Consider the following 22,473-nt stretch of genomic DNA (forward strand, 5'->3'; position numbering starts at 1 on the left):
GTCGGGAATTCACCATCGTCGGCACCGTCGGCGACGGCTTTTTTGCAGTGCATGATGTATGAACATTATTCGCCGAATACAACCAACCCTGCAGGAATCGCAGGTCATGCCGGCAACGAAATCCTCGTCAGTGAAAGATCCATCAAAGGGCTGGACACGACGCGCTCCGTATGAATACGCTCATCCAGGGGCGGACAACCGCGAACCCCATGGTTAGTGGCAAGTCGCGGTGGGTGCTCTCATGCGGCGGCAGCCAGTTTGGCAGCTTCGCTATACCCGAAGACGCAATGCATGCACCATGCAGCGCTGTGGGACGTTGGGGGAAACGGCGAATAAGATACGCGCGGCAAACTGCGGGTTGATGTTGAGGAAACGTCGATTAAACTCACTTCCGGGAGCCTGCTCCGGCTTATGGAGCCAGGGAAGAGACCTATCAGGCAAACGAACTCGCGCCCCGTTTCGACGCGTCGACGGCCCAGGTTGCGCAACCCGCGCCTCATTCGCGCAACCCGACGCAACTGCAGATGTCCATCATTGCGTGGCCTGTGCCGCGGGCCAAGACAGGACCCATGACAGGGATTCGCTATAATTTCCCGCGTCCCCTAAAGCCATAACATTCAAAAATGTCATCCAGGCAGAACAAGTCGAGCCGCGGTCAAGGTCATCGATCCCTGACAAAAGCGCATCTGTTGCCGATGGACCGGTCTTCTGCCATTGAACGTTCACTAACGTGCCATCTGGCGCTGGCTGCATGCCGCGACGGCCACGGCAATACCCATCTGATCAATGAGCTCATGCGTGCGGTGTACCTCGGCTGGTACCTGCAGCGGGCCGGCTATGGGAATCTGCCGGACGAGCAGTTCAAAATCGCGGAATATGCCGTCGAGAACACGTTGGCTCACGCTCACGAAACTGGCGAATGGCGGCTCGAGCCTGACGTCATCAGTGACTTTGAAGCGCTGCTGTGCCTGCATGACGCCCAGCTCGCGAAAGCGCGGCTTCACGAGGTGCAGGACGCTGAGCGCCAGTTGCTGCATTTCTTGAAGGGGAAGAGCGACTCTCCGATTCCGGGGTCGCCGTAGCAGAGTCTCTGACGAGCTAGTTGTCGGGTGAAATATAAATAGGATTCCTGCATTTTACATAAAAGAAATGATCAACATTTGAACGATCGTGCTTTTCTGTGCTTATCAGATGCACATCCGCCCGACGGTCAGCCTCAGCCAACGGCCAGTTACCGGGTTAGAAAGTCGTTGACGGTCAGGCACAGCGGCTCGTCGGGCCGCGCAAGTAACTTTCGTTGTGCGACCGCGACGATGCGGTTGCGGCCGTTTTGAAATGTCTTGAGTGTGCGTGCCGCGTCGGCATCGGGAGGAAGCCAGAAGTGTTCTTCGAGTGCGGCACGCGCAACCGCACCTTCGACATCGCGGCCGCGAGCCGACAACATGAAAACCACGGCGCGTCCGTCCGGCGAGACGGCGGGCGCGCGATCAAGAACTTCCATGACCACCTCGACGATATCATTCGCGGTCCTTGTATTTGTACTACGCCGCGGAGCGATAAATTTACCAGAAATCACAAGCCCATCGATCACCTATGACGTAACGATCTGGCGTGCGGCCGCCGCCCGTGGTCGCTTGTCACCATAACGCACTTGCTTGGATCCTCATCGCCTAGGCCTTGGTTGTCAGCGGGCTTTTGTTCTCGGGCATGGGAGGTCGAAACCGCAATAGACAAGTGTCACCTGCCCTGTCGTTGATCGTCGAAACGCTTCGTTACCGTCGCTGACGAGGCAAAGCCATTCATGAATAAAGTTAATAATACTTTGCCATTCTACGGGCTTTATCGCTAGACCGAAACTGCCTATCATTTGTCGATACCCGCTACGGCTCGTCAGCAACGCGCCCGGTCCGCTCGACCGGACGGGCTAGCCAAAGCATCCGCCGCGTATCGAACCGCCGCGTGCATTCCTCCTTTCCCCCCAAGCAACAGCAGGCACTGCCTGCACGGAGAAGATCATGGATTATCGATATCTTGGCCGCAGCGCCCTTAAGGTTTCGCCGCTTTGTCTGGGCGCAATGATGTTCGGCGGTGAAACCGACGAAGCAACGTCCAGGCGAATCATCGATAAGGCCTTCGATCAAGGTGTGAATTTCCTCGACACCGCTGACGTTTATCACGCTGGGCGCTCCGAGGAAGTCGTCGGCCGCGCGATTGCGCAAAAGCGTGACAACTGGGTCATTGCAACGAAGTTCGGCTACCACGCGACCGCGAATCCAGGCCCGAACGAGCAGGGGCAATCGCGCAAGTGGATTTTCCAGATGGTCGACGCAAGCCTGAAGCGTCTCGGCACCGACTACATCGATGTTCTCTACTTCCATCGTGCGCTGATCGATGCGCCGCTCGAAGAGGGTGTGCGCGCTATCGGCGACCTTATTCGTCAAGGCAAGGTACGCTATTTTGGCCTTTCGAATTTCCGCGCATGGCGGGTTGCCGAGGTCGTGCGTCTTGCGGACCAGCTCGGCATCGATCGGCCGGTTGCTATCGAGCCGGTGTACAACATGGTCGATCGCACCGCCGAGACTGAATTGATGCCGGCCGCCGGCCACTATGGTATCGGCGTGGTTCCGTACAGCCCGCTCGCACGTGGCGTGTTGACGGGTAAATATGCGCTGGACGGTACGCCGCCGGCCGACTCCCGCGCCGGCCGCGGTGACAAGCGTATTCAGCAGACCGAATGGCGTCCGGAGTCGCTGGCCATCGTGCAGAAACTCGCGGCTCACGCCGCTGAACGCGGCACGACTTCAATTGCCTTTGCGATTGCATGGGTGCTGAAGAACAAGCTGGTGAGCTCAGCGATTGCCGGTCCGCGGACGGAAGCGCATTGGGACAGCTATCTCGAAGCACTGAAGCTCGAGCTCGGAACGGACGACGAAAAGTTCGTCGATAGTCTGGTGCCTCCGGGTCACGCTTCGACGGCCGGCTACACGGACCCCAACTATCCGGTCGAAGGTCGCAACGTCATCGGCTGACCCTCGGGCGCACCGCGGGGTCACGCTGTACGGTGGCCGGCGCTGCGCGGGGAACCGCAGACGCGGACAGGGGCTCCCGCAATTCGCCGCGAGAACAGTTCACACGCCTCCCTGGAAGAGCGGTTACCGCGAAGCCCTGTTCTGCCTATTGTGTGAGCCCACTATTCGAGCCATGTCCAGCAACGATTTTCCCTCCGCATTATCCCATCCCTCTGGCGCTGGCAATAAAGGCAACGATGCCACGCCGGCGCGGGCCGATGTCGCCGCGCGCCAAACCGCGAACCGGCACAGCATCCGGATCCTCGCGATCCTGAGCCTGCTGATGGTGTTCGCGTCGATCTCGACCGACCTCTACCTCCCGGCCCTCCCAGCGATGGCGGCGACGCTACATGCGAGCGCGGGCGTGATGGAGTTCACGATTTCCGGCTACCTGATCGGCTTTAGCCTCGGGCAATTGATGTGGGGACCAATCAGCGATCGTCGCGGCCGTCGCCTGCCGATCGCTATCGGCCTCGTCATGTTTATCGCTGGTTCCGCGGGTTGCGCGCTGTCGATCAGTGCGCCTATGCTGGTTGCTTTTCGTGGCTTGCAGGCAGCGGGGGCATGCGCGAGCGTGGTACTTGCCAGAGCGATGGTGCGCGATCTGTATGCCGGCCCGGTTGCTGCGCAGATGATGTCGAAGTTGATGACCGTGATGGCCATCGCTCCGCTGATTGGGCCTAGCCTCGGTGGAGCGATCCTGCATCTTGCATCCAGGCGTGCGGTTTTCTGGACGCTGGTGGGCGTCGGCGTCGCGACGCTTGCGGCGCTCTACACACTCCCCGAAACATTGTCGCAGGAGCGCCGCAACCGCGAACCGCTGACACGCGCGTTGGCGACCTACGCGAGTCTCGTCAGTCATAAGAAATTACTGGGCTACATGGGCACCGGCGGATTCTTTTACGGCGCCACGTTTGCCTATATTGCCGGCTCGCCATTCGCTTACATCAGTTACCACCATGTTTCGCCACAGTTCTACGGCCTGCTGTTCGGCGTAGGCATCGTCGGAATCATGGTGATGAATCAGGTGAATGCGCGACTCATTCCGCGCTTCGGCAGCGATCGGCTGATGCGGGCCGCCGCGCTCGTCGCTGCGGTTGCCGGACTCCTGCTTGCTGTGGATGCTTCGACGGGTTTCGGCGGCCTGGCGGGACTCGTCGTGCCGGTGTTCCTGATGATTTCGATGAGCGGCATGATCATCGCCAACTCGATAGCGGGCGCACTCGGTCTCTTTCCCGAGGTGGCCGGGTCGGTGTCAGCTTTGGTCGGTGCGGCGCAGTACGGGACCGGGATCATCGGATCGGCGCTCGTCGCCTGGTTTGCAGACGGCACGCCGTCGCCAATGGGTTTCGTCATAGCGGCGATGAATCTCAGCGCGTTCATTTGCGCCGCGCTTCTGGTGCGGCGAGTGGCCACTCCCGGGGAACACAGGTAACGCGGCCTACCTGCACGGGTTGTCCGCCGCGTAGTGCGCCTACTGAACGGTATCGGCCAACGCCTGGATGAGATCGCAGCAGAAGTCAGCGCATTGAGTGGGCTACGCGACCGGCCCTCGGCAACCATCCGCATAACGGCCGACAAATATGCCGCATCCGCCGTGTTGTGGCCGGTCATCGACCGTTTCCTGCCTGACAAGTCCGGGGGACATTCGAGATTACCGTCGACGACGGTTTGAGCGACATCGCGGCGGACCGCTACGATGACGACGCCGGTTCGGTGATATCGTCGCCAAAGACATGATTGCACTTCCGATCACGCCGGAAACGCGCATGGTCGTCGTGGGCTCGCCGACTTAATTTGCTAGCCATTCGCCCCCTGCGGAAACCTTGGAGTTGACCGGCCAGCGCTGCATCAGTTTCCGTATGGCCACACATGGCAACCTCTATGTGTGGGAATTCAAAAAGGCTGGTCAGGATGTCAAGGTGCGCGTAGAAGGCCAACTGATCTTCAACAGTCTGCGCGTCATACTGGCAGCAACCCTTTCGGGCGCGGGACTCGCCTACCTGCCGGAAGAAGAAGTTCGTCCGAAACTTGCCAGCGGGGCGCTTCAGCAGGTACTCGACGACTGGTGTCCTCTCTACCCCGGCTACCATATCTATTACCCTAGCCGGCGGCACCATCTGCCGGCATTCGAGCGTTTTATCGACGCGCTTCGCCGCCACATGCAGCCGGCGACCTCGCATCGGCTCAGGAAGACCGGCAAGCGTTCTTCCTGAGCGCGCATCCTGTGCGTTGTTTGCGCTGTCGAGTCCGACAAAAAGCTCTCTGTAACCGAAGCGACAGAGAACTCAACAAGGAGTTCTCTAGCCTCTTATTGGAAAACCGGCCGCTCGATCAGCGCGATCATTTTCCGAGCATGAAGTCGAGCATCATTTCCTGCACGGCCTCGACCATCTGCACGCCGTTTGCCGTCTTGCAGCCTGCTGCTTGGGCCGCCTGCAGGAATGGCGTCACGCCGTGCCCCGCGATCACATCGCCGACAAACATCGACGAGTCGAGCAGGTCTGCGGCAACGGGAAGCGGATCGCCTTCCGCCATACCCATCGGGGTGGCATTGCATACCATGTCGCAACCCTTCGGATCTGCCGGCCCGGCAGTGGCGCGGCCACGGCCCAGATCCCCGAGGATTTCCAGCAACTGGCTGACGCGTGATTCGTTGGAATCGTGAATGACCAATTCGCGAACGCCCGCCTCGAGTAGCGCGATGGCAATCGCACTACCCGCCGCGCCGGCACCGATCAGCAGCGCGCGAGCACCTTCGGGCTTCGCACCCTCGTCGACCTGCGCCTTAACGAAGGCCAGACCATCCAGCATGCCACCATGCCAAGTGCCGTCTGGATTACGCCGCATGACGCTCACACCACCCAGCAATCGCGCCGTTTCGGAGCTGGTTGAGCAGTAAGTGAAGGCGGTGAACTTATGCGGCATGGTCACGAGCAACCCGTCGACATTACGCGTGCTGGTCAGACCTTGCATCACGACTTTCAGGTCCCCATCAGGAACCTGCATTGGGATGCACAGACCATTGTGGCCTCGTGCGGCAAAACCACTTGTCAGTCGTGCCGGCGACTTGACGAATACGATTGGGTCACCAATGATCGGAAACAGCCGGGTCTCACCACTCAAATTCTCTAGCATTCTCTAATCTCATCGTTCGTTGAGTTGACACTTCGCGTCACGCACGGAACACAGCGAAGCGGATTCGGCACCATCGCTGCAATTTCGATGCCACCGTACGGCGGACACCCCGTTCGCAAGCCGCATCACGCCTTGACCGTTTCGTCGGCCACGTCGTGCTTGCGGATGTCGCGTAAGCCGGTTTTTCCGTGGTGGCGGTCGGCCAGTTTGTATCCCAACGCGTCTTCGGCGATCATGATTTTCTGCACGTTTGCCGATCCTTCACCGACAAAGAACAGATCGGCGTACGACTTCAGCCACGAGATACGATATTCACGTGCGAGGCCGTAGCCGCCGAAGATCTGTTGCGCCTTGTCCGCGCACAATTTGGCCGTTTGCGACGCGTGGTATTTCGCGATGGCTGCCATGCGGTTGGATGGCTGGCTGTCGTCCATCATTTGCGCGGCCTTATACACGAGTGCCCTGCTAGCCTCGATGGCGGTCGCCATTTCCGCAATGTCGGACTGGATCATCTGCAGGCGCCCGAGCGGCTGACCGCGAAGCGTGCGTTCGTTGGCATAGGTCAGCGCGTCCTCGTAGCATGCTCGGGCAACCCCCAGTGCTTTGCCCGATACCGTCACGCGGCCCGCCTGCAGCGTGCGCATGATGATCTTGAAGCCCTCGCCCTCTTCGCCCAGACGATCTTCCACTGGCACAACGAAGTCGTCGAGAAACAATACGTTGGTACGCAGCGCGTTCGACAAGCCCTGCATTGCAATGGGCTCAGCCTTCCATCCCGGATATTTCTTTGGTTGAACGATGAAAGCAGTCACGCCTTTCGCGCCCGCATCGCGATCGGTCCTCGCAAACAGAATGCCGACATCGGTCTCGTTGGCCATCGACGCCCACATCTTCTGCCCCGTGATGCGGTAGACGTCGCCGTCGCGCCGTGCGAAAGTCTTCAGATTCCCCTCAGCATCTGAACCGCCACCGGACTCCGTCAGCGACATCATGCCGATCGTCTTCCCGGCCACGAGATCCGGAACATACTTTCTGATCTGCTCTGCCGTTCCGCCGAAATAGATACAGCTCGGACACGTGGAACCTTGCTGGTTGTTGCACGAAGAAAAGCGCGCATCGTGACGAGCCATTTCTTCCTGAATTACTGCTGCGGCGAGATAACCCATATTGCTGCCGCCCACCGATTCGGGAAACACGGCGCCATACAGCCCAGTCTCGCCGGCCTTCCGAATCAATTCACGCGGGAACTCCCCGCGTGCCTCATAACCGTCCATGACAGGAACCACTTCATTCTTCATGAAGCGAATGACCATGTCACGCACCGCTTCGATTTCCTCGGATATCGCCGGATCCATGCCTCTCCCCCTTTCGGTATTCAAGACGCTCGCCGCGACGTCGCTCTTCGCAAGAGTGATTGGCGAGCTCATTGGAGGCTCTGATCACGCAACATGTATGCCACTGTAAATGAACCATACGACGACGCTGCGGGCCCGTCCGGTCGGGATATGTCCATATGCGCAAACCCCGGGAATACGTGTCCGTGACGCACGCACAAGTGTCCGCTGTGAATACGCCCCGCTACAGTTCTTCACCAGACTGCAGACGTACCGTAGTACAGCAGCACCGGGCCATCACTGGCATAAGTGTTGCAAACGCCATTCACCCAGCATGATCCTCATATCACTGTACGACTTTGCTCGGTGAGCCGATCGCAAAGACTCCTCCAGACAGCGTCTGCTCACGTAAAAAAAACGGCCCGAAAAGCCGTACGCAAAAAATTGAATCTGTCGCCCGTCAAAAGGCGCGTTTACGGAGACGCCATGAAGAGTACTGATCGTCCTGCGATTTCCCCGGAGCAACTGAAGGTGGCGGACCTAGCCGGCCGGACCCAGCTACCGGTTCACGCCAAACTGGATAGCGCGACGTCCTGGTACGTGCTGGGACTTCTCACCCTCAGCTACGCGCTGGCGTATGTCGACCGTCAACTCCTGAATCTTCTGGTCGACCCGATAAAGCGAACTCTGCTCATCTCCGATACGCAACTCAGTCTCGTCCAGGGAACCGCATTCGTTTCCGCATATCTGATCGCTGCCCCGTTGTTCGGGCGTCTCGCAGACATCACGAACAGGCGAAATGTCCTGATCATCGGTATCTGTCTCTGGTGTACGTTCACTGCGCTGTGCGGACACGCGAATACCTACATCGAACTGTTTGTCGCGCGATTCGGTGTGGGCGCCAGCGAGGCCTGCGTGTTTCCCGTCTGTTGCTCCCTTATCTGGGACTACTTCTCGACGAGCAAAGCGCCACGCGCGATCAGCGTTTTCAATGCCGGGCAGTTCATCGGTGCCGGGTTTTCGCTAGTAGCGAGTGGCCTCGTTCTCTATTTCGCCAGCAACATCCGTCGGTCCATCCCGGTTCTTCAGGACTTCGCGACGTGGCAGATCGCATTCGTTCTGGTCGGCCTCACTGGAACAGTATTAGCTGTGATATTGCTAACGGTGCGTGAACCGGCGCGAAGCGTCACCATCCGCAATTCCGCCGACGGCAAACCGTTCACGCTCCTCGAAGGCCTGAGCTATATCTGGCAGCGCCGTTCGTTCTACGGACGCATGTATCTGGGCATAGGCATGCATTCGATCGTGACGCTCGGAACGCCCGCGTGGCTGCCGTCGTTCCTCATTCGGTGCCGTGGTGTCGCCCCCTCGGTCGTAGGCTATCGGCTGGGATTGATTGCAGTGATCGTAGGGACGAGCGGCGTTCTGCTCGGGCCGTTCGTGGTGCGGTTTTTCGAACGTAGAGGCATCCCCGACGCCGCCCTGCGTATCGCGGGCTTCTCGGAACTGTTCGTGTTCATTTCCTGTGTTTCCATTCCATTCGCGCCCGGCGCTGCGGGCGTTTTCATTACTGCGGGCGTTGCCATCTTCTTTTTCAGCTTTCCCGTCAGCATCTTCGCCGCTGCGACCCAGCTCAGCACACCGAGCCGGCTGCGCGGTTTCGTGGCATCGCTGCATACGTTCCTTGCCCAATCCATCGGTTTCGGCGTCGGTCCGACCGCGATCGCCATTCTCACCGACAAGGTGTTCAAAGACCCGCAGATGGTCGGTTATTCGCTGGCTATCGTCTCCGGTATTGCGTCGGCACTCGCTGCCTGCCTGTTCCTTTCCGCACTTCCGCATTTCCGCGCAATGCTCAGGGAACGCAATATCAACATTACCTAGCAAGCGCGTACCCGTCGCAGATCGGGACGTCTGGCTCACGACGTCAGGACCTGCGATGGGTCCGGCAAAAAAGGTAAATGGCAGCTCAGTGCGCCGCCAACGCGCAACCACTTTGCTCGACGGACTCAAACGCCTGGTCCATCGGAATGACCGAGCGGATCTTCAGCAGGTCCCATTCGCCTTTCGACTCGGATGGTTTCTTGGCTTCAGCCAGATACATGTCGTGCTGCATCAATCCGTTCGAGAGAATGCGCCCGTTCTTCGCAAAGAAGTCGTTGATCGGAGTCGCGCGCATTCTGGCCATCACCTTGTCGCTGTCGGAGGTGCCAGCGGACTGAACCGCGCCCAGGTAGTGCATTACGGCCGAATACATGCCGGCTTGAACCATGGTCGGCATCATATGCGTGAGCGCGAAGAACTTCTTCGCGAACGCCCGGGTCTGGTCGTTGTAATCCCAATAGAATGCAGTCGTGAACTGAAGCCCCTGCGCCGTCTTCAGTCCGATTCCCTTCAGGTCGCTGTCGAAAATCAACAGCGGAGCGACGATCTGCTTGTGACTCATCAACCCGAACTCAGAGGCTTGCCGGATAGCGTTCTGCGTGTCCCGGCCTGCGTCGGCCAAACCGATTACCTGCGCTTTCGACGTTTGTGCCTGCAACAGAAAAGAAGCAAAGTCAGAGGCAGACAGTGGATGGTTCACGCTGCCGACCACGTGGCCGCCTAGCGAATTGACGACCTTGGTTGCCTGTGCCTCGAGAGAATGGCCGAATGCATAATCCGCAGTGACGAAATACCAGCTCTTTCCGCCCTCCCCGACGATCGCACGTGCCGTTCCGTTAGCCAACGAGTAGGTGTCGTAGACATAGTGCACTCCGTACGGCGAGCATTGCTTGCCTGTAAGCTCGGTAGTAGCCGAGCCCGCAAAAATGGTCACTTTTTTCTTTTCCACGCCGAGCCGCTGCAACGCCAATGCCGATGCCGAATCGGTCGATTCGATAACCATAGAGACGTTGTCGCGGTCGTACCATTGGCGCACCCGAGTCGACGTGATGTCGACTTTCCCCTGGTAGTCAGCGGACAATATCTCGATCGGCCGTCCTAAGACTTTCCCGCCGAAATCCTGCGCGGCGAGTTTCACCGCCGCGACACCTCCCCGTCCACCGATACCCGAATAGACGCCCGTCATATCGACAATCGCGCCGATCCTAAACGGCTCCTGATTCGTTTGGGCCATAACAGTAGGCGAGCTTACGCTCGCGACGGCGAAGCTACAAAGAGCAACTAGAAATGTTCTCATCAAGGGTCTCCTCCTGGATTATTCGGTGTCAGCGGCGCTTTAGCTCGCAGCAAGTATGCCAGCATGAAACTTGAACCATCATTGCGTGCAGGACGTCACGAAAACTTACCGTCGCTCATAAAAAATGCGACTCGACTCCCGCAACTGACAAACGCAAAATGACCAACATTGCCTAACCAACGAGAGTCGAGTCTTCATGTCAACCACGAGTCCCATGCCGCTGCCTCTCGAAGGCATCAAAGTCGTCGAACTATCTCATCTGATCGCGGGTCCCTACTGCTGCCAAATGCTGGCTGACGAAGGCGCCCAGGTGATCAAGGTCGAACCGCCCGACGGCGAACTAAGCCGACATCGCGAGCCAATCCGCTATGCGGGCGACCGCGAAGTGTCCGCGTACTTCGCGTCGCTAAACCGCGACAAGCAAAGCATTGCGCTAGACCTCAAAAATCCGCAGGGCTCTGCCATTCTGTCGAGTCTGCTGGAGACGGCGGATGTGTTCGTGACCAACATGCGCGTGCAGGCGCTCGAACGACTCGGCTTGCACCCGCGCGTTTTGCAACAGCGATTTCCTCGACTGGTGATCGTCAGTATTTCCGGCTTCGGTATGGAGAATTCCGGCGAGTATGCGGACCGCGCAGGCCTCGCGATGGTGGCCGAAGCCATGGCTGGCGCCACCGGTCTCACGCGGGATCACTCCGGGAACCCGGTGTGGTGCGGTTTCGCGTTGGGCGACATCATGGGCGCCGTATCTGCGCACGCGGCGATTCTCCTGGCGCTGCGCAATCAGGAGCACCATGGAGTGGGCAGACTGATAGATATCGGCCTTGTCGAATGCATGCTGCCGATGGTCTCTGTCGCCCTCAGCCGCGTCCAATTCGAAGAAGAGTCGGCGGCCTCGTTCGCCGGCTCCAATGGCTTCCATGGCGTGCCTTACGGAGCGTTCCCGGCCTCGGACGGATACGTCAACATTGGTTGCAACCGGGACGAATTCTGGCGCCGTCTGTGCGTCGCGATGGGACGCCCGGAGCTCGGTACCGACGAGCGCTACGCCACCTATCGCGAGCGCTCGCGCCGGCAGCACGAAGTGCACGCTATTACGGAGACATTCACCCGGGCGCACACACGCGCCGAAATCACTGCCAAGCTGGTCGAGGTCGATGTCCCCGTTGCCGGGATTCTGGACATGGCCGAAGTGATTCGCGACGACTACCTCGCCAAACGTGGCGCCCTATGCGACGTGGAAGACGGCGTGGGCGGCACGCTGAGCTTGCCGGTCAATCCCGCGTGGCTCGACGAGACATCACGGCAGCGTCGCGTGCCCCTGCTCGGCGAGCATCGCGATCGGATTCTGGGCGACCAGCTGAAATTCAGCGCCGAAGACATTGCGCGTCTCGATCAGGCAGGCGCTTTCGGACTCTCTCGCGCCGCCGCGAGTCGAGCCTCGTAAAAATCTAAACAGGATGGTTTGATCATGTTGTGGGATGTTGGGAAGGTACGTCGACATAGGGCACGCAAGTTGCATTCACGTGGCGTAATAAGTTACCGCGTGCCATCATGGAACTACGACATCTCAGGTATTTCATAGCGGCGGCCGAAGAACAACACTTTGGCCGCGCATCCGAGCGTTTGCATATCACCCGTCCAGCGGTGTCGCAGATCATCTCCGATCTCGAGAGTGAGCTTCGCACGGCGCTTTTCGAACGGATGGCGCACGGCGTCAGATTGACCGCGGCGGGCAAAGCCCTTTTGCCGCGGTTGCAGGACGTGATGACCGACATCGACGACGCGGTGGCCGTCACGCGCCGGATAGGCGAAGGGAAGTGCGGGGTGCTGAACATAGGCTACGGCTCGCTGACACTGCTGCACTCCCTGTTCCGCGCCGCGATCAAGAAATTTCGTGAAACGTATCCGGACGTAACGCTTTCACTGCTAGAGATTCCGACTTTCGAACAGCCCAACGCGCTCTCCACCGGAAGAATCCACGCAGGTTTCATGCACTTTGGACCGAGTTCGGAGTTCTTCTGGAACCGTCAGACCGACAGTGTGCTGGAGCAGGAAGATACGGCGCTCGGCTGGTTGCCGATACAGAAGGGAGGCTTGGGGGTCGTCCTGCCGGTCGATCATGCGCTCGCGGGACGGACCTCGCTTTCGCTCCGCGAACTCGCTGGTGAGCGCTTCGTCGTCGTCCCGCGCTCGAGCAGCAGTCCGGGCTATGGGCCGCTTTACACGCTTTGCCAGAAGGCTGGCTTCGAACCGAAGATCGTGCAGGAAGTACGGTCGATCACGTCACAGATCAACCTTATTTCGGTGGGTATGGGTATTGGCCTCGCGGTAATGGGCCGGGACTTTACCTACCCGCCCGGCCTCGGAGTCATTCCGCTCGATGAGGTCGACTACGTTACGCGTTTCGTGTTTGGCTGGGTGAAGGGTCAGCGAGATCCGGTGCTCGACCGCATGATTGAAATCGTGGCGAGCTTGTCCGCCCCGCGCTGATGCGATTACCGGCGCTGCCTGTCGGCCCGTTCTTCATTGACCTGTGAATCGCGGCGGGCGCTTGTCCTTGAAAGCGCTCACAGCCTCCCTGTGGTCCTCGCTCGCCCGCACGATCGGCAGGTTGGCGGCAACAATTTCATGCGCCGTCGCAAGGTCCTTGTCCAGCCCGAAACGCATGACCCGCTTGATCAACTGCACCGCAAGCGGCGCACCTTCCGCGACGCGCGTTGCAAACGCATAGGTGCGGTCCATCAACTCCGCGTCCGGGAAGACCTTGTTGACAAGTCCGATGCGCTCGGCCTCTTCTGCGCTCACCCAATCGGCGGTCCAGAACATCTCCAGCGCCTTCGACATACCGACAATGCGGGGCAGCAGATACGCTCCTCCGACACCCGGAATCAGGCCCATGCGAACATACGTCTCGGCAAAACGCGCGCTCTGCGCCGCGAAGCGGATATCGCACGCAAGCGCGATGTCCAGGCCGCCGCCGGTGGCGAGACCGTTTAGCGCTGCCAGCACCGGCTTGTCGATCTCCGCGATTTTCCTCGGCAGACGCTGTATGCCTTCAGCTACCCGAGCTTTGATCGCGGCCGGCGATTGCGCCGCACTGGCCGCGAACGTGTCGAGATCGCCGCCAGTGGTGAATGCGCGGCCCGTCCCCGTCATGACGATCACCCGGATTTCCGGATTAGTTCGGCATTCCTCCAGCGCTTCCAGCCAGGTCTCCTGCATGTCGTCCGTGAAGGCGTTGAGTTTTTCCGGACGATTCAGCGTGATCGTGGCAATGCCCCGCTCAATTTCAAACAATAGTTCTTCGGCCATGGACCTCCCTCAACCGAGCACTTCTGCCCGCGAATCATTGATACTCCGACGCGCGGCCGCGCAGTCCGGACGACGCATGTGGAGTTAGATTTTTCCAGCAGCGCTTGCGATAAAGACGTTTGAGCGTGTCGCTGTCTACATCGTTCACACGAGAAAGCACTATTGCGCCGCAAATGCGAACGTCCCCATTCAGGCCGGCACTGCCCTGGCCTGCATGGCTTCGGCCAGAATCAGGTCGGCGCCTTTTTCACCGATCATCACACTCGGCGCATTGGTGTTTCCGGATGTCACCGTCGGCATGATGGACGCATCGATTACGCGCAGCCGCTCGACGCCGCGCACCCGCAGCGCAGCATCGACTACCGACATATCGTCGTTGCCCATCTTGCAGCTGCCAGCCGGGTGAAAGGCACATTGCCCCTCGCGCTCCATGTAATCGATTAGCTGTTCGTCCGTGGCAACGCCGGAGCCCGGGGCGATTTCAGACAGGATTCGCGACGCAAGAGGCTCGCTCGCATAAATACGGCGGATCGTATGCAGGCCCGACAGCATGACGTCGACGTCAGCCGGATCGCCCAGGTAGTTCGGGTTGAAGGCGGGCGCCTGCAACGGGTCGGCTGATTTCAGCGTGATCTGGCCTTTCGACGCGGGACGCATGTTGTAGACCGATGCGCTGACGCCCGGATAGTTGTCAACTTCGACGCTTCCGGTCGGAAGATAACGGAACGTCATCGGGCGGAAGCTGATCTCCAGATCGGCATAAGGCACAGTCGGTCCGCTCTTGACGAAAGCCGCCGCCATAGACGAACCCAAAGCCAGGTAGCCGCCCCGCGTCGTCACGTACCGGGCACCCTCCCAATATTTTCGCCAGCCGCTCAGCGCGTGGTTATAGGAACTCTTCCGAGTGGCGCGCGCCTGCACGCGAACCACGAAGTGGTCCTGCAGGTTCCGCCCCACGCCGGGTGCATGAACCAGCGTGGAAATGCCATGATGCTGCAGCATGGCGCCGTCGCCGATTCCCGAGAGCATCAAAACCTGCGGAGAGCTCAACGCGCCGCCGCAAACGATCACCTCGCGACTGGCGGCAACGGTTCGGGTCGAACCATCCTGTATGACTTCCACGCCGGTTGCCTGCTTTTTGTCGAACACGACGCGACGCACGTGCGTATTGGCCTGTACGACGAGATTGGCACGATGCGCGATTGGCGCGATATACGCGGAGTACGCCGTTTGTCGAATGCCGTTCGCGATCGTTGCCTGCAAAAAACCGGCGCCATGCTCTTCAAGGCCATTGATCTCGTCCAGCGTGGGAATGCCGATACTGCGCGCTGCCTCAAGAAACGCAAAGGCGCTGGGGTGCTTGACCGCAGGATCGCTGATGACGAGTGGGCCCTTCGTACCCCACAGCGGATCGCCGATCCGTTGGTTCGCCTCGGCGCGCTTGAAGTACGGTAGCACGTCGTCCCAGCCCCACCCCGCATTGCCAAGACTCGCCCAGTGATCGAAATCGCCACGGTTGCCGCGAACGTAGACCATTCCGTTGATCGCGCTGCTGCCTCCGAGCGTCTTGCCTCTCGGCCAATAGATCTGTCGGTTGCGCAGGGTCGGTACAGGTTCGGTGAAGAACTTCCAGTTGTACTCGTCGTGTTTGAACAGCCGTCCCATTCCGGCCGGGGTGCGAATCCAGAAGTCTTCCGACGCGGGGCCGGCTTCGAGCAGCAGCACCTTCAAGTTCGGGTTATCCGATAGACGCCGCGCCACTACACAACCTGCTGAACCTGCTCCAATAACAATGTAATCGTAGCTTTCCAATTTCGACACTCTCGACAGTTGCAAGCATGTGAAACCACCATCCTGGTTCGACACGCTCTCCGAAGGCATGGATGGCCTCCACGTTTCCGCATGTCGGAAGGCCCATGCCGGATTCATTTAGTGCGCCGGCTGCGCGTCGGCAGCCATTCCCCTTTAAAGCAAATGAGATGCCAGTTTTCGCTGGAGAAGTGCGATGGTTTTAGCTTCCGGGGCATGCGCATGTTCACGCGCCCGTCCAATCGCGACGGGTGCGCCGGTATCGGCCAATCACAAGCTCAAAAAACGGTGGGGTTGCCTTTATGCCGTTGTCGGATCAAAGGCTTCAGAGGTGGAGTTGCGAAGGGATCGGGAACAAAGCATGTCTTTGCCGACGACAGTCGGTGTAGTCGCCGTGACCCACCAGTTCGGCAAATGAAAGATCGGAAGCCGTAGCCGCAGAGATAGATACTTAGAAGAGAGATTGCTCGATTTGGCGTGCTTATTGCGTCTCCTTTGCTTACGACATTCCAACAACGAGGTCTCCCAATGCCATTGTCGGATCCTGCTCCCCGACGTGAAATACACCACCGTGTGATCGACATGCGCGGGCATCGCCGCGACGACGGCCTCTATGACATAGAAGCTCGTCTCGTCGATACCAAGCCATTTCCCATGGCACTGATCGCCCGTTCCGAACCATTGCCCGCCGGCATGGCGCTGCACGATCTTTCGATTCGCATGACTATCGACGATAAATTTCTCATCCATAGCATCGAAGCCTCGTCCGATGCCACGCCATACGATCTGTGCAAGGAGGCCGAAACCACGCTATCTGGCTTAGTCGGAGAACGCATTGCGGCTGGATGGTCGAGCATCGTCAAGCAGAAACTCCGCGGCGCGGCGAGCTGCACTCATCTGATGGAGATGCTGATTCCGCTGGCCACCACTGCATATCAGGCGATCAATGGCGCGAGAAGAATAGGCCAGACTGCGGTAGACCCTACGACGGTCGCCGTCCGGCCCAACAGTTGTTACGCGTATTCGACACAACGGGCAGTCATCCAGCGTTTCTGGCCAGAACATTTCCACGCCGAAGCGGGCGAACGGGAAGAGTAAAGTGGGCGAATCGAATCGCGCACGCTAATGCCGCTATCAGCGGCTATCGACAGGCCGCCGGACTCCGCCCTCGACGCGTGCGCTCGCCCCGAGGGCGCCACTCTCAGTGAAATGACAGCGGCGCGCGGCCGAAGTCGACCGCGCCCGCACGGAACTCAGAACGTCACTTACTAGCGCCCTGCGCCGCGGCTGCGCCGAAGGCGCCCGCTTCGGCCAGCGTGTCCAGCCGCTCCTGGTTGCAACCGAGCCATTCACCGAGTACGTCGAGCGTGTCCTCGCCGACTCGCGGCGCCGCCACCGGATCGGCCAGCGGCGTCTGCGCATAACGGATCGGCAACGCGATATTCGGCACCCAGCCTAGCTCCGGATGAGGAATTCGCGTCACGATTTCGCGCTCCTGCGCTTCCGGTGAACGAATGGCCTCGCCGACATTGCGCAACTCGCCGCACGGCACGTTCGCCGCGCGCATACGTGTCTGCCAGTACTCCCATGGCTGCCTCGCGAACTCCTCCTGCAAGATACCGAAAAGCGTTTCGCGTCTTGCGACCCGGTCCTTGTTCGTCGCGTACGCGGGATCGCTGGCAACCTGCGGAAGGTCCACCACCTGATTCATCAATCGCTGGAAGATCTGCGTATTCCCGCAATTGATGAGAAAAGAATGATCTGCCGATTTGAACACGCCCGACGGACAGGTATCCGGACTGGTATTGCCGGGCCTGACCGGCCCTTTGCCCGTGTACAGTTGTTGCAGTGGGGCATAACCGGTCATGAGGACCGCCGTGTCGAACAGCGCGACTTCCACTGCCTGTCCTTTGCCGGTTCTCGCCCTCGCCACCAACGCACCGAGAATCGCGTTGCTGGTCATCATCGCTGTGCTGATGTCCATGACCGGCGACAGCGCTCGCACGCCTTCACGGTCCGGGTATCCATTCATGGAGATGAATCCACTTTCCGCCTGCGCAATCGGATCGAATCCCAGCCGGTCGGCAAATGCGCCTTTGCGGCCATACGCTGAGACTGAACAGAAGATCAGCCCTGGGTTGCTTTCACGAAACGTTTCATAGCCGAGACCCAGGCGCTCGATAACGCCTGTGGAAAAATTCTCCACGACGATATCTGCTTTTGCTATGAGTTCGCGCGCCAATGCCAGGCCCTCGGACGATTTCAGGTCCAGCGCGATGCTGCGCTTGTTGCGATTGGTCCACGCGTAGGGAACGCCGCCGCCGAACTCCGGCACCATCGGTGGATATTGCCGGAAATCGTCGCCTTTGCCGGGCGCTTCGACCTTGATCACGTCAGCGCCCATGTCAGCGAGAATCATGGTCGCGAAAGGACCCGCGATGAAATGCGTGAAGTCGACAATACGGATACCCTGAAGCGCCAGTTCTGCGCCCTCAGTGCGTGGTCGATGGGTGGGAAAGTCTGCTTCGAGCTCTTTGAACATGGTAACTTGACTTGAATAACTGACGCTGTGACGGAAGAGCGCTTACTTCGGCTCGCGGAACGCACTATAGAGATTGACGTAACCGTGCTCGATTCGCTTCTTCGCGCGTTTCACGGCATGCTCACGCGTCATGGGGATGAAACCGAACCCTTGAACGAGTCGTTGCATGAAGGCGGCTCGACCCGTTATCGCAACGGCGTCGTGAAGCGCCTGCTCGTCCCACCCTGCCGCGAACACCGAATCAGCATCGGCCTGGCAGATCTCTCCTGGCGTCACACTCAGTTTGCGCACGAAGGCCAACAACGGCTTCAGGCGCTCCGGCTCGACCATGGTGTTGTCTGGATCCCTGATGAGGCGCTCGATCAGACCGTTTTCGATACCGCGCTCATAAGCGACTTCCGAATGCGCCACATAGACGAAGTCGCAACCCGCGACGCCGGCTGCATAGGCAAGAATCAGTTCGCGCTCCGCCTGACTCAGCGGCGAAGGGCCGTTCATCATCTCCTCGCTCATCTTCGACCACGGGCCGTAGATATCCGGGTACTTTGTGAAGATGCTGGGGGGACCCGCATCGTCGGGAAGCGATTTAAAGAATGGCATGTCGTTTGACCTTTCTGCTTGCGTGAAGGGAAACTGATACGTACTTGAAAGATTAAAAAAGCCAGTCGAACCGCTGACGGTAGGACTGCTCGAAAGCGGCGATCTGGCCGTCGTACTGGAAGGTCAGGCCAACTTCGTCGAGACCCAGGAGCAGGCAGCGTTTGCGAAACGGATCGATCCTGAAATCGTATGCGGCACCGTCGGGCGCGGTCACGACTTGCTGGATCAGATCCACACGCAGCATCACGCCCGGATTGGTGCGAAGTTGCTCGCGTATCGCGATGCAGACGTCGATACTCAACTCCACGGGCAGCAACCCGCTCTTCAATGAATTGCGATAAAAGATCTCGCCGAAGTCCGAGGCGATCACACAGCGAATGCCGTAATCCACCAGACTCCAAGGCGCCTGTTCTCGACTCGATCCGCCCCCGAAATTGCGATCCGCGACAAGAATGCGAGCGCTGCGAAACGGTGTCTGGTTCAACACGAAGTCCGCGACCTCGCTACCGTCCTCGCGAAAGCGCATGTCCCGAAACAGGAAATGTCCATAACCGTCCTTGCGCGGCCGGCGCAGGAAACGCGCGGGCAAGATCTGGTCCGTGTCGACATTTGATCGATCCATGGGCGCGGCGATGGCTTCCAGCGTGACGAACGGTTCCATATCAGACCTCGAACTTGCGCACGTCGGTGATGCGCCCTGTCAGCGCGGCGGCGGCCGCCATCGGTGGGCTCATGAGGTGCGTGCGGCTACCGGTACCCTGACGCCCGATGAAATTCCGGTTCGACGTCGATGCGCAACGCATCCCCGGTGCGACACGATCGCCGTTCATCGCCACGCACATGGAACAGCCCGACTCACCCCATTCGAATCCGGCGTCGCGGAAGATGCGGTCGAGCCCTTCGGACTCTGCGGCGAGCTTGACCTGCGTCGAGCCTGGGACTACCAGAGCCGGCACGACCGCACGGCCGCCCTTCACGAGTTTCGATGCAGCCCGCAGGTCTTCGATTCGCGCGTTGGTGCACGAACCGATGAATACCTGATCGATCCGGATATCCGTGAGCGCCATACCGGGCACGAGCCCCATATAGTCGATCGTCCGCGTCTGATAGGCCCGCCGTTCGAGATCGGGCTCCTCGGAAGGATCGGGCACCCTCCCGCCGACCGGCAATGCGTCTTCGGGACTGTTGCCCCACGTCACCATCGGCGCCAGCGTACTGGCATCGAGCGAAACCTCCTTGTCGAACACCGCGTCCGGCTCAGACGGCAGCGTGCGCCACCAGGCCAGAGCCTTGTCCCACTTCGCGCCACCCGGCGCGAATGGGCGGCCCGCGAGATAAGCGTACGTGGTGTCGTCGGGCGCGACCATGCCGGCACGCGCCCCTGCTTCGATCGACATGTTGCAAACCGTCAAGCGCTGTTCGATGGACATTGCCCGCAATACCGGACCCGCGTACTCAATGACATAGCCGGCGGCACCGTTTGCGCCGAGCGTGGCGATGATCGCCAGGATCAGGTCCTTCGCCGTGACGCCGTCGGACAGCGTGCCCTCGACCGAAACCCTCAATGTCTTCGCCTGCCGTTGCCAGATGGTCTGAGTTGCGAGCACATGAAAAACGTCGCTGGCGCCAAGCCCGAAAGCCAGCGCACCCAGCGCGCCGTGAGTCGAGGTGTGCGAGTCCCCGCAAACGAGGAGCATGCCCGGCTGAGAGATGCCTTGCTCCGGGCCGACGACATGCACAATGCCCTGACGCGGATCGTCAAGCCCAAAATGCACGATGCCGAATTCTCTTGTATTTGCTGATAACGCGTGCACCGCGCGTCGTTGGTCCGGTTCCGCGATGTTGTCCATATTGCGGCCTCTGGAGGACACGCCGTGATCCGGCGTCGCGAACATCTGCTCGGGACTGCGCACACGCAAGTTGCGTTGTCGCAGAGCTTCGAATGCGTGGTTGGACCCGTCCTGAACGATATGACGTCCGACGTGCAGCAGTGTCTGTCCATCTTCGCCTTCGAGGACGGCGTGTGCCTTCCAGATTTTTTCGTACAGAGTCTTGCTCATCATGGCTCGTTGCCGACCTCACTGAGTCGGGCCCGTTCGAGTTGTAGCGTCGATCTGCGCGAAAAAAACGGGTAGAAGATCAACGTCGACGCAACCAGAAGCACGCTGCCGGTGTAGAGACTGATGGTGAATCCGCCCGTTGCCGTCTTCATCAACGCAAGGCCATACGGTCCCACGATCCCGGCGCTGCCGTGAATGACAGTGATGATCGCGAGTCCGGTGGCGGCCACCCGCCCGCTGAAGATCCGCCCAGGAAAGGTCCAGAGCATCGCGTAGGCACTCACGAAACCTGCCCAGGTCAGGCAGAGGCACAGCAGGGTCAACAGCGTGTTGGCCGGGAACAATGTCGTCAGCAGCAGCCCGGACGCTGCAGCGAGCGCAGACATGATGTAATGCCAGCAACGCTCGCCGCTCGAATCGGAATGCTTCGCCACCAGCACCGAGGCCACCACGCCACAGATAGCTGGCAATGCCGAATAAATGCCCACCTCCATGACCGTGAGCCCCATCCCTTTGAGCAGAGTCGGCTGCCAGAAGGTCAGGCCGAACTGCGGAATGAGCATCAAAAATCCCGTCAGGCCGAGCACCCAGAGACGCGGGTCGCGTGCGACGGTCAGGAAATCCTGACGGTCGAGCGTGTGATGCGCGACATTGGCGTCCTGGATGAGATGCTGCACGCGGCGGCGTTCGTCGAGGCTCAACCAGTTCGCTTTATCCGGGCTGTCCGAAAGAACGCGATACGCGACGAACGCGAGAGCGAGACAAGGTAGGCCTTCCATGATGAAAAGCCATTGCCAGCCCTTGAAGTTGCCGACGCCATTCAGATAGGTCATGAATCCGGCCGCGAGCGGCCCCGACACGATCCCTGCGCAACTCGGCGCGGTGTAGAACATCGCGCAGGGTTGCCCGCGGCGCTGCGTCGGGTACCAGAGCGTTATGTAGTAGAGCGCGCCAGGCACAAGGCCGGCCTCGAAGACGCCGATCATGAACCGGAGAATGTAGAACTCTGTGGGCGTCGTCACGAAACTCATCGCTGCGCTGCACAGACCCCACAGGATCATGATGCGGAACAACGTCTTGCGCACGCCAATGCGCGCCAGAATGATATTGCTGGGAATCTCGAACGCGATCAGGCCGATGAAGATGAGGCTCGCACCAAGGCCGAAGACTGCGTCGCTAAAGCCCAGATCGTCTCTCATGCGCAAATGCGCGTACGCGACGTTCGTGCGGTCGAGATAGTTAAAGAAATAGACGAGCCAGAGAATGGGAACGATGCGGGTCGTTATCTTGCGGAACAGATGGTTGTCTGAATCCGCCAGCGCGGCGGGCTCTTCGATCCGGTTTGCGTTGCTGTTCATTTACCCATCTCCGTCTCCTGACTTTTTATACGAACTGCTTTGGGCGATACTGTTGATTCGCGTGGCAG

General features: G+C 59.6%; 19 protein-coding genes. 8 read left to right on the forward strand and 11 right to left on the reverse strand.

From position 1 onward, the window contains the following. Positions 1-695: 695 nt before the first annotated feature. Positions 696-1,082: a hypothetical protein gene (locus tag AC3WOG_RS37320; protein ID WP_492582899.1), complete on the forward strand. Its 387-nt coding sequence runs from the start codon at positions 696-698 to the stop codon at positions 1,080-1,082. A gap of 149 nt (positions 1,083-1,231) precedes the next feature. Here AC3WOG_RS37320 and AC3WOG_RS37325 read toward each other — a convergent pair whose 3' ends face one another. Further along, positions 1,232-1,501, reverse strand: coding sequence for a DUF1488 family protein (locus AC3WOG_RS37325; RefSeq protein WP_492582900.1), 270 nt, complete (start codon positions 1,499-1,501; stop codon positions 1,232-1,234). 514 nt (positions 1,502-2,015) lie between these two features. On the opposite strand from AC3WOG_RS37325, the gene AC3WOG_RS37330 reads away from it, so the two are divergent. The 3 genes from AC3WOG_RS37330 to AC3WOG_RS37340 all read left to right on the forward strand — a co-directional run bounded on the left by AC3WOG_RS37330 (position 2,016) and on the right by AC3WOG_RS37340 (position 5,284). Then, positions 2,016-3,029 (forward strand): aldo/keto reductase, encoded by a 1,014-nt coding sequence (locus AC3WOG_RS37330; RefSeq protein ID WP_492582845.1) that lies wholly within the window; start codon positions 2,016-2,018, stop codon positions 3,027-3,029. Positions 3,030-3,351: 322 nt separating this feature from the next. Next, positions 3,352-4,503, forward strand: coding sequence for a multidrug effflux MFS transporter (locus AC3WOG_RS37335; RefSeq protein WP_492582901.1), 1,152 nt, complete (start codon positions 3,352-3,354; stop codon positions 4,501-4,503). Positions 4,504-4,894: 391 nt separating this feature from the next. Beyond that, complete coding sequence (locus AC3WOG_RS37340; protein ID WP_492582846.1) at positions 4,895-5,284, forward strand: LysR substrate-binding domain-containing protein; 390 nt, start codon at positions 4,895-4,897, stop codon at positions 5,282-5,284. 127 nt (positions 5,285-5,411) lie between these two features. Here the strand turns inward: AC3WOG_RS37340 and AC3WOG_RS37345 are convergent, their stop codons facing one another. Next, positions 5,412-6,206, reverse strand: coding sequence for a shikimate dehydrogenase family protein (locus AC3WOG_RS37345; protein ID WP_492582847.1), 795 nt, complete (start codon positions 6,204-6,206; stop codon positions 5,412-5,414). A gap of 125 nt (positions 6,207-6,331) precedes the next feature. Then, positions 6,332-7,561 carry an acyl-CoA dehydrogenase family protein gene (locus AC3WOG_RS37350; RefSeq protein ID WP_492582848.1) on the reverse strand — a complete coding sequence of 410 codons (1,230 nt, stop codon included), beginning with the start codon at positions 7,559-7,561 and terminating at the stop codon, positions 6,332-6,334. Between the two features lie 423 nt (positions 7,562-7,984). Between AC3WOG_RS37350 and AC3WOG_RS37355 the strand changes: the two genes are divergently transcribed. Further along, positions 7,985-9,424: an MFS transporter gene (locus tag AC3WOG_RS37355; protein WP_492582849.1), complete on the forward strand. Its 1,440-nt coding sequence runs from the start codon at positions 7,985-7,987 to the stop codon at positions 9,422-9,424. Between the two features lie 85 nt (positions 9,425-9,509). Here the strand turns inward: AC3WOG_RS37355 and AC3WOG_RS37360 are convergent, their stop codons facing one another. Next, positions 9,510-10,721, reverse strand: coding sequence for an ABC transporter substrate-binding protein (locus tag AC3WOG_RS37360; protein ID WP_492582850.1), 1,212 nt, complete (start codon positions 10,719-10,721; stop codon positions 9,510-9,512). A gap of 196 nt (positions 10,722-10,917) precedes the next feature. Between AC3WOG_RS37360 and AC3WOG_RS37365 the strand changes: the two genes are divergently transcribed. Both AC3WOG_RS37365 and AC3WOG_RS37370 read left to right on the forward strand, forming a co-directional pair. After that, positions 10,918-12,168 (forward strand): CaiB/BaiF CoA transferase family protein, encoded by a 1,251-nt coding sequence (locus AC3WOG_RS37365; RefSeq protein WP_492582851.1) that lies wholly within the window; start codon positions 10,918-10,920, stop codon positions 12,166-12,168. Positions 12,169-12,275: 107 nt separating this feature from the next. Further along, positions 12,276-13,214 carry a LysR substrate-binding domain-containing protein gene (locus tag AC3WOG_RS37370; protein WP_492582852.1) on the forward strand — a complete coding sequence of 313 codons (939 nt, stop codon included), beginning with the start codon at positions 12,276-12,278 and terminating at the stop codon, positions 13,212-13,214. 33 nt (positions 13,215-13,247) lie between these two features. On the opposite strand, the gene AC3WOG_RS37375 is transcribed toward AC3WOG_RS37370, so the two are convergent. Together AC3WOG_RS37375 and AC3WOG_RS37380 are read right to left on the reverse strand one after the other, a co-directional pair. Beyond that, positions 13,248-14,036, reverse strand: coding sequence for an enoyl-CoA hydratase/isomerase family protein (locus AC3WOG_RS37375; protein WP_492582853.1), 789 nt, complete (start codon positions 14,034-14,036; stop codon positions 13,248-13,250). A gap of 189 nt (positions 14,037-14,225) precedes the next feature. Further along, positions 14,226-15,848, reverse strand: a complete 1,623-nt coding sequence (locus AC3WOG_RS37380) for a GMC family oxidoreductase (protein ID WP_492582902.1) — start codon at positions 15,846-15,848, stop codon at positions 14,226-14,228. Positions 15,849-16,373: 525 nt separating this feature from the next. Here AC3WOG_RS37380 and AC3WOG_RS37385 point away from each other — a divergent pair. Next, positions 16,374-16,943 carry a DUF2889 domain-containing protein gene (locus AC3WOG_RS37385; protein WP_492582854.1) on the forward strand — a complete coding sequence of 190 codons (570 nt, stop codon included), beginning with the start codon at positions 16,374-16,376 and terminating at the stop codon, positions 16,941-16,943. 163 nt (positions 16,944-17,106) lie between these two features. Here the strand turns inward: AC3WOG_RS37385 and AC3WOG_RS37390 are convergent, their stop codons facing one another. The 5 genes from AC3WOG_RS37390 to AC3WOG_RS37410 are packed head-to-tail and all read right to left on the reverse strand — an operon-like array spanning position 17,107 to position 22,405. Next, positions 17,107-18,387: a CaiB/BaiF CoA transferase family protein gene (locus AC3WOG_RS37390; protein WP_492582855.1), complete on the reverse strand. Its 1,281-nt coding sequence runs from the start codon at positions 18,385-18,387 to the stop codon at positions 17,107-17,109. 42 nt (positions 18,388-18,429) lie between these two features. Then, positions 18,430-18,987, reverse strand: coding sequence for a carboxymuconolactone decarboxylase family protein (locus AC3WOG_RS37395; RefSeq protein ID WP_492582856.1), 558 nt, complete (start codon positions 18,985-18,987; stop codon positions 18,430-18,432). A gap of 52 nt (positions 18,988-19,039) precedes the next feature. After that, positions 19,040-19,648 (reverse strand): 3-isopropylmalate dehydratase small subunit, encoded by a 609-nt coding sequence (gene leuD, locus AC3WOG_RS37400; RefSeq protein WP_492582857.1) that lies wholly within the window; start codon positions 19,646-19,648, stop codon positions 19,040-19,042. 1 nt (position 19,649) lies between these two features. Next, positions 19,650-21,047 (reverse strand): 3-isopropylmalate dehydratase large subunit, encoded by a 1,398-nt coding sequence (leuC, locus tag AC3WOG_RS37405; protein WP_492582903.1) that lies wholly within the window; start codon positions 21,045-21,047, stop codon positions 19,650-19,652. Then, positions 21,047-22,405, reverse strand: coding sequence for an MFS transporter (locus AC3WOG_RS37410; RefSeq protein WP_492582858.1), 1,359 nt, complete (start codon positions 22,403-22,405; stop codon positions 21,047-21,049). The genes leuC and AC3WOG_RS37410 overlap by 1 nt, the downstream gene beginning before the upstream one ends. Between the last annotated feature and the right edge of the window lie 68 nt (positions 22,406-22,473).

It is taken from the genome of Paraburkholderia sp. FW306-02-B (assembly GCF_058782725.1).

Excerpts from the sequence above, each read along its gene's own strand:
- AC3WOG_RS37375 (WP_492582853.1), bottom strand. The coding sequence starts at position 14,036 with ATGGCCGAAGAACTATTGTTTGAAATTGAGCGGGGCATTGCCACGATC.
- AC3WOG_RS37325 (WP_492582900.1), bottom strand. The coding sequence starts at position 1,501 with ATGGAAGTTCTTGATCGCGCGCCCGCCGTCTCGCCGGACGGACGCGCC.
- AC3WOG_RS37410 (WP_492582858.1), bottom strand. The coding sequence starts at position 22,405 with ATGAACAGCAACGCAAACCGGATCGAAGAGCCCGCCGCGCTGGCGGAT.
- AC3WOG_RS37335 (WP_492582901.1), top strand. The coding sequence starts at position 3,352 with ATGGTGTTCGCGTCGATCTCGACCGACCTCTACCTCCCGGCCCTCCCA.
- AC3WOG_RS37390 (WP_492582855.1), bottom strand. The coding sequence starts at position 18,387 with ATGTTCAAAGAGCTCGAAGCAGACTTTCCCACCCATCGACCACGCACT.
- AC3WOG_RS37345 (WP_492582847.1), bottom strand. The coding sequence starts at position 6,206 with ATGCTAGAGAATTTGAGTGGTGAGACCCGGCTGTTTCCGATCATTGGT.
- AC3WOG_RS37330 (WP_492582845.1), top strand. The coding sequence starts at position 2,016 with ATGGATTATCGATATCTTGGCCGCAGCGCCCTTAAGGTTTCGCCGCTT.
- leuD (WP_492582857.1), bottom strand. The coding sequence starts at position 19,648 with ATGGAACCGTTCGTCACGCTGGAAGCCATCGCCGCGCCCATGGATCGA.
- AC3WOG_RS37395 (WP_492582856.1), bottom strand. The coding sequence starts at position 18,987 with ATGCCATTCTTTAAATCGCTTCCCGACGATGCGGGTCCCCCCAGCATC.
- AC3WOG_RS37370 (WP_492582852.1), top strand. The coding sequence starts at position 12,276 with ATGGAACTACGACATCTCAGGTATTTCATAGCGGCGGCCGAAGAACAA.
- AC3WOG_RS37365 (WP_492582851.1), top strand. The coding sequence starts at position 10,918 with ATGTCAACCACGAGTCCCATGCCGCTGCCTCTCGAAGGCATCAAAGTC.
- leuC (WP_492582903.1), bottom strand. The coding sequence starts at position 21,047 with ATGAGCAAGACTCTGTACGAAAAAATCTGGAAGGCACACGCCGTCCTC.
- AC3WOG_RS37360 (WP_492582850.1), bottom strand. The coding sequence starts at position 10,721 with ATGAGAACATTTCTAGTTGCTCTTTGTAGCTTCGCCGTCGCGAGCGTA.
- AC3WOG_RS37385 (WP_492582854.1), top strand. The coding sequence starts at position 16,374 with ATGCCATTGTCGGATCCTGCTCCCCGACGTGAAATACACCACCGTGTG.
- AC3WOG_RS37320 (WP_492582899.1), top strand. The coding sequence starts at position 696 with ATGGACCGGTCTTCTGCCATTGAACGTTCACTAACGTGCCATCTGGCG.
- AC3WOG_RS37350 (WP_492582848.1), bottom strand. The coding sequence starts at position 7,561 with ATGGATCCGGCGATATCCGAGGAAATCGAAGCGGTGCGTGACATGGTC.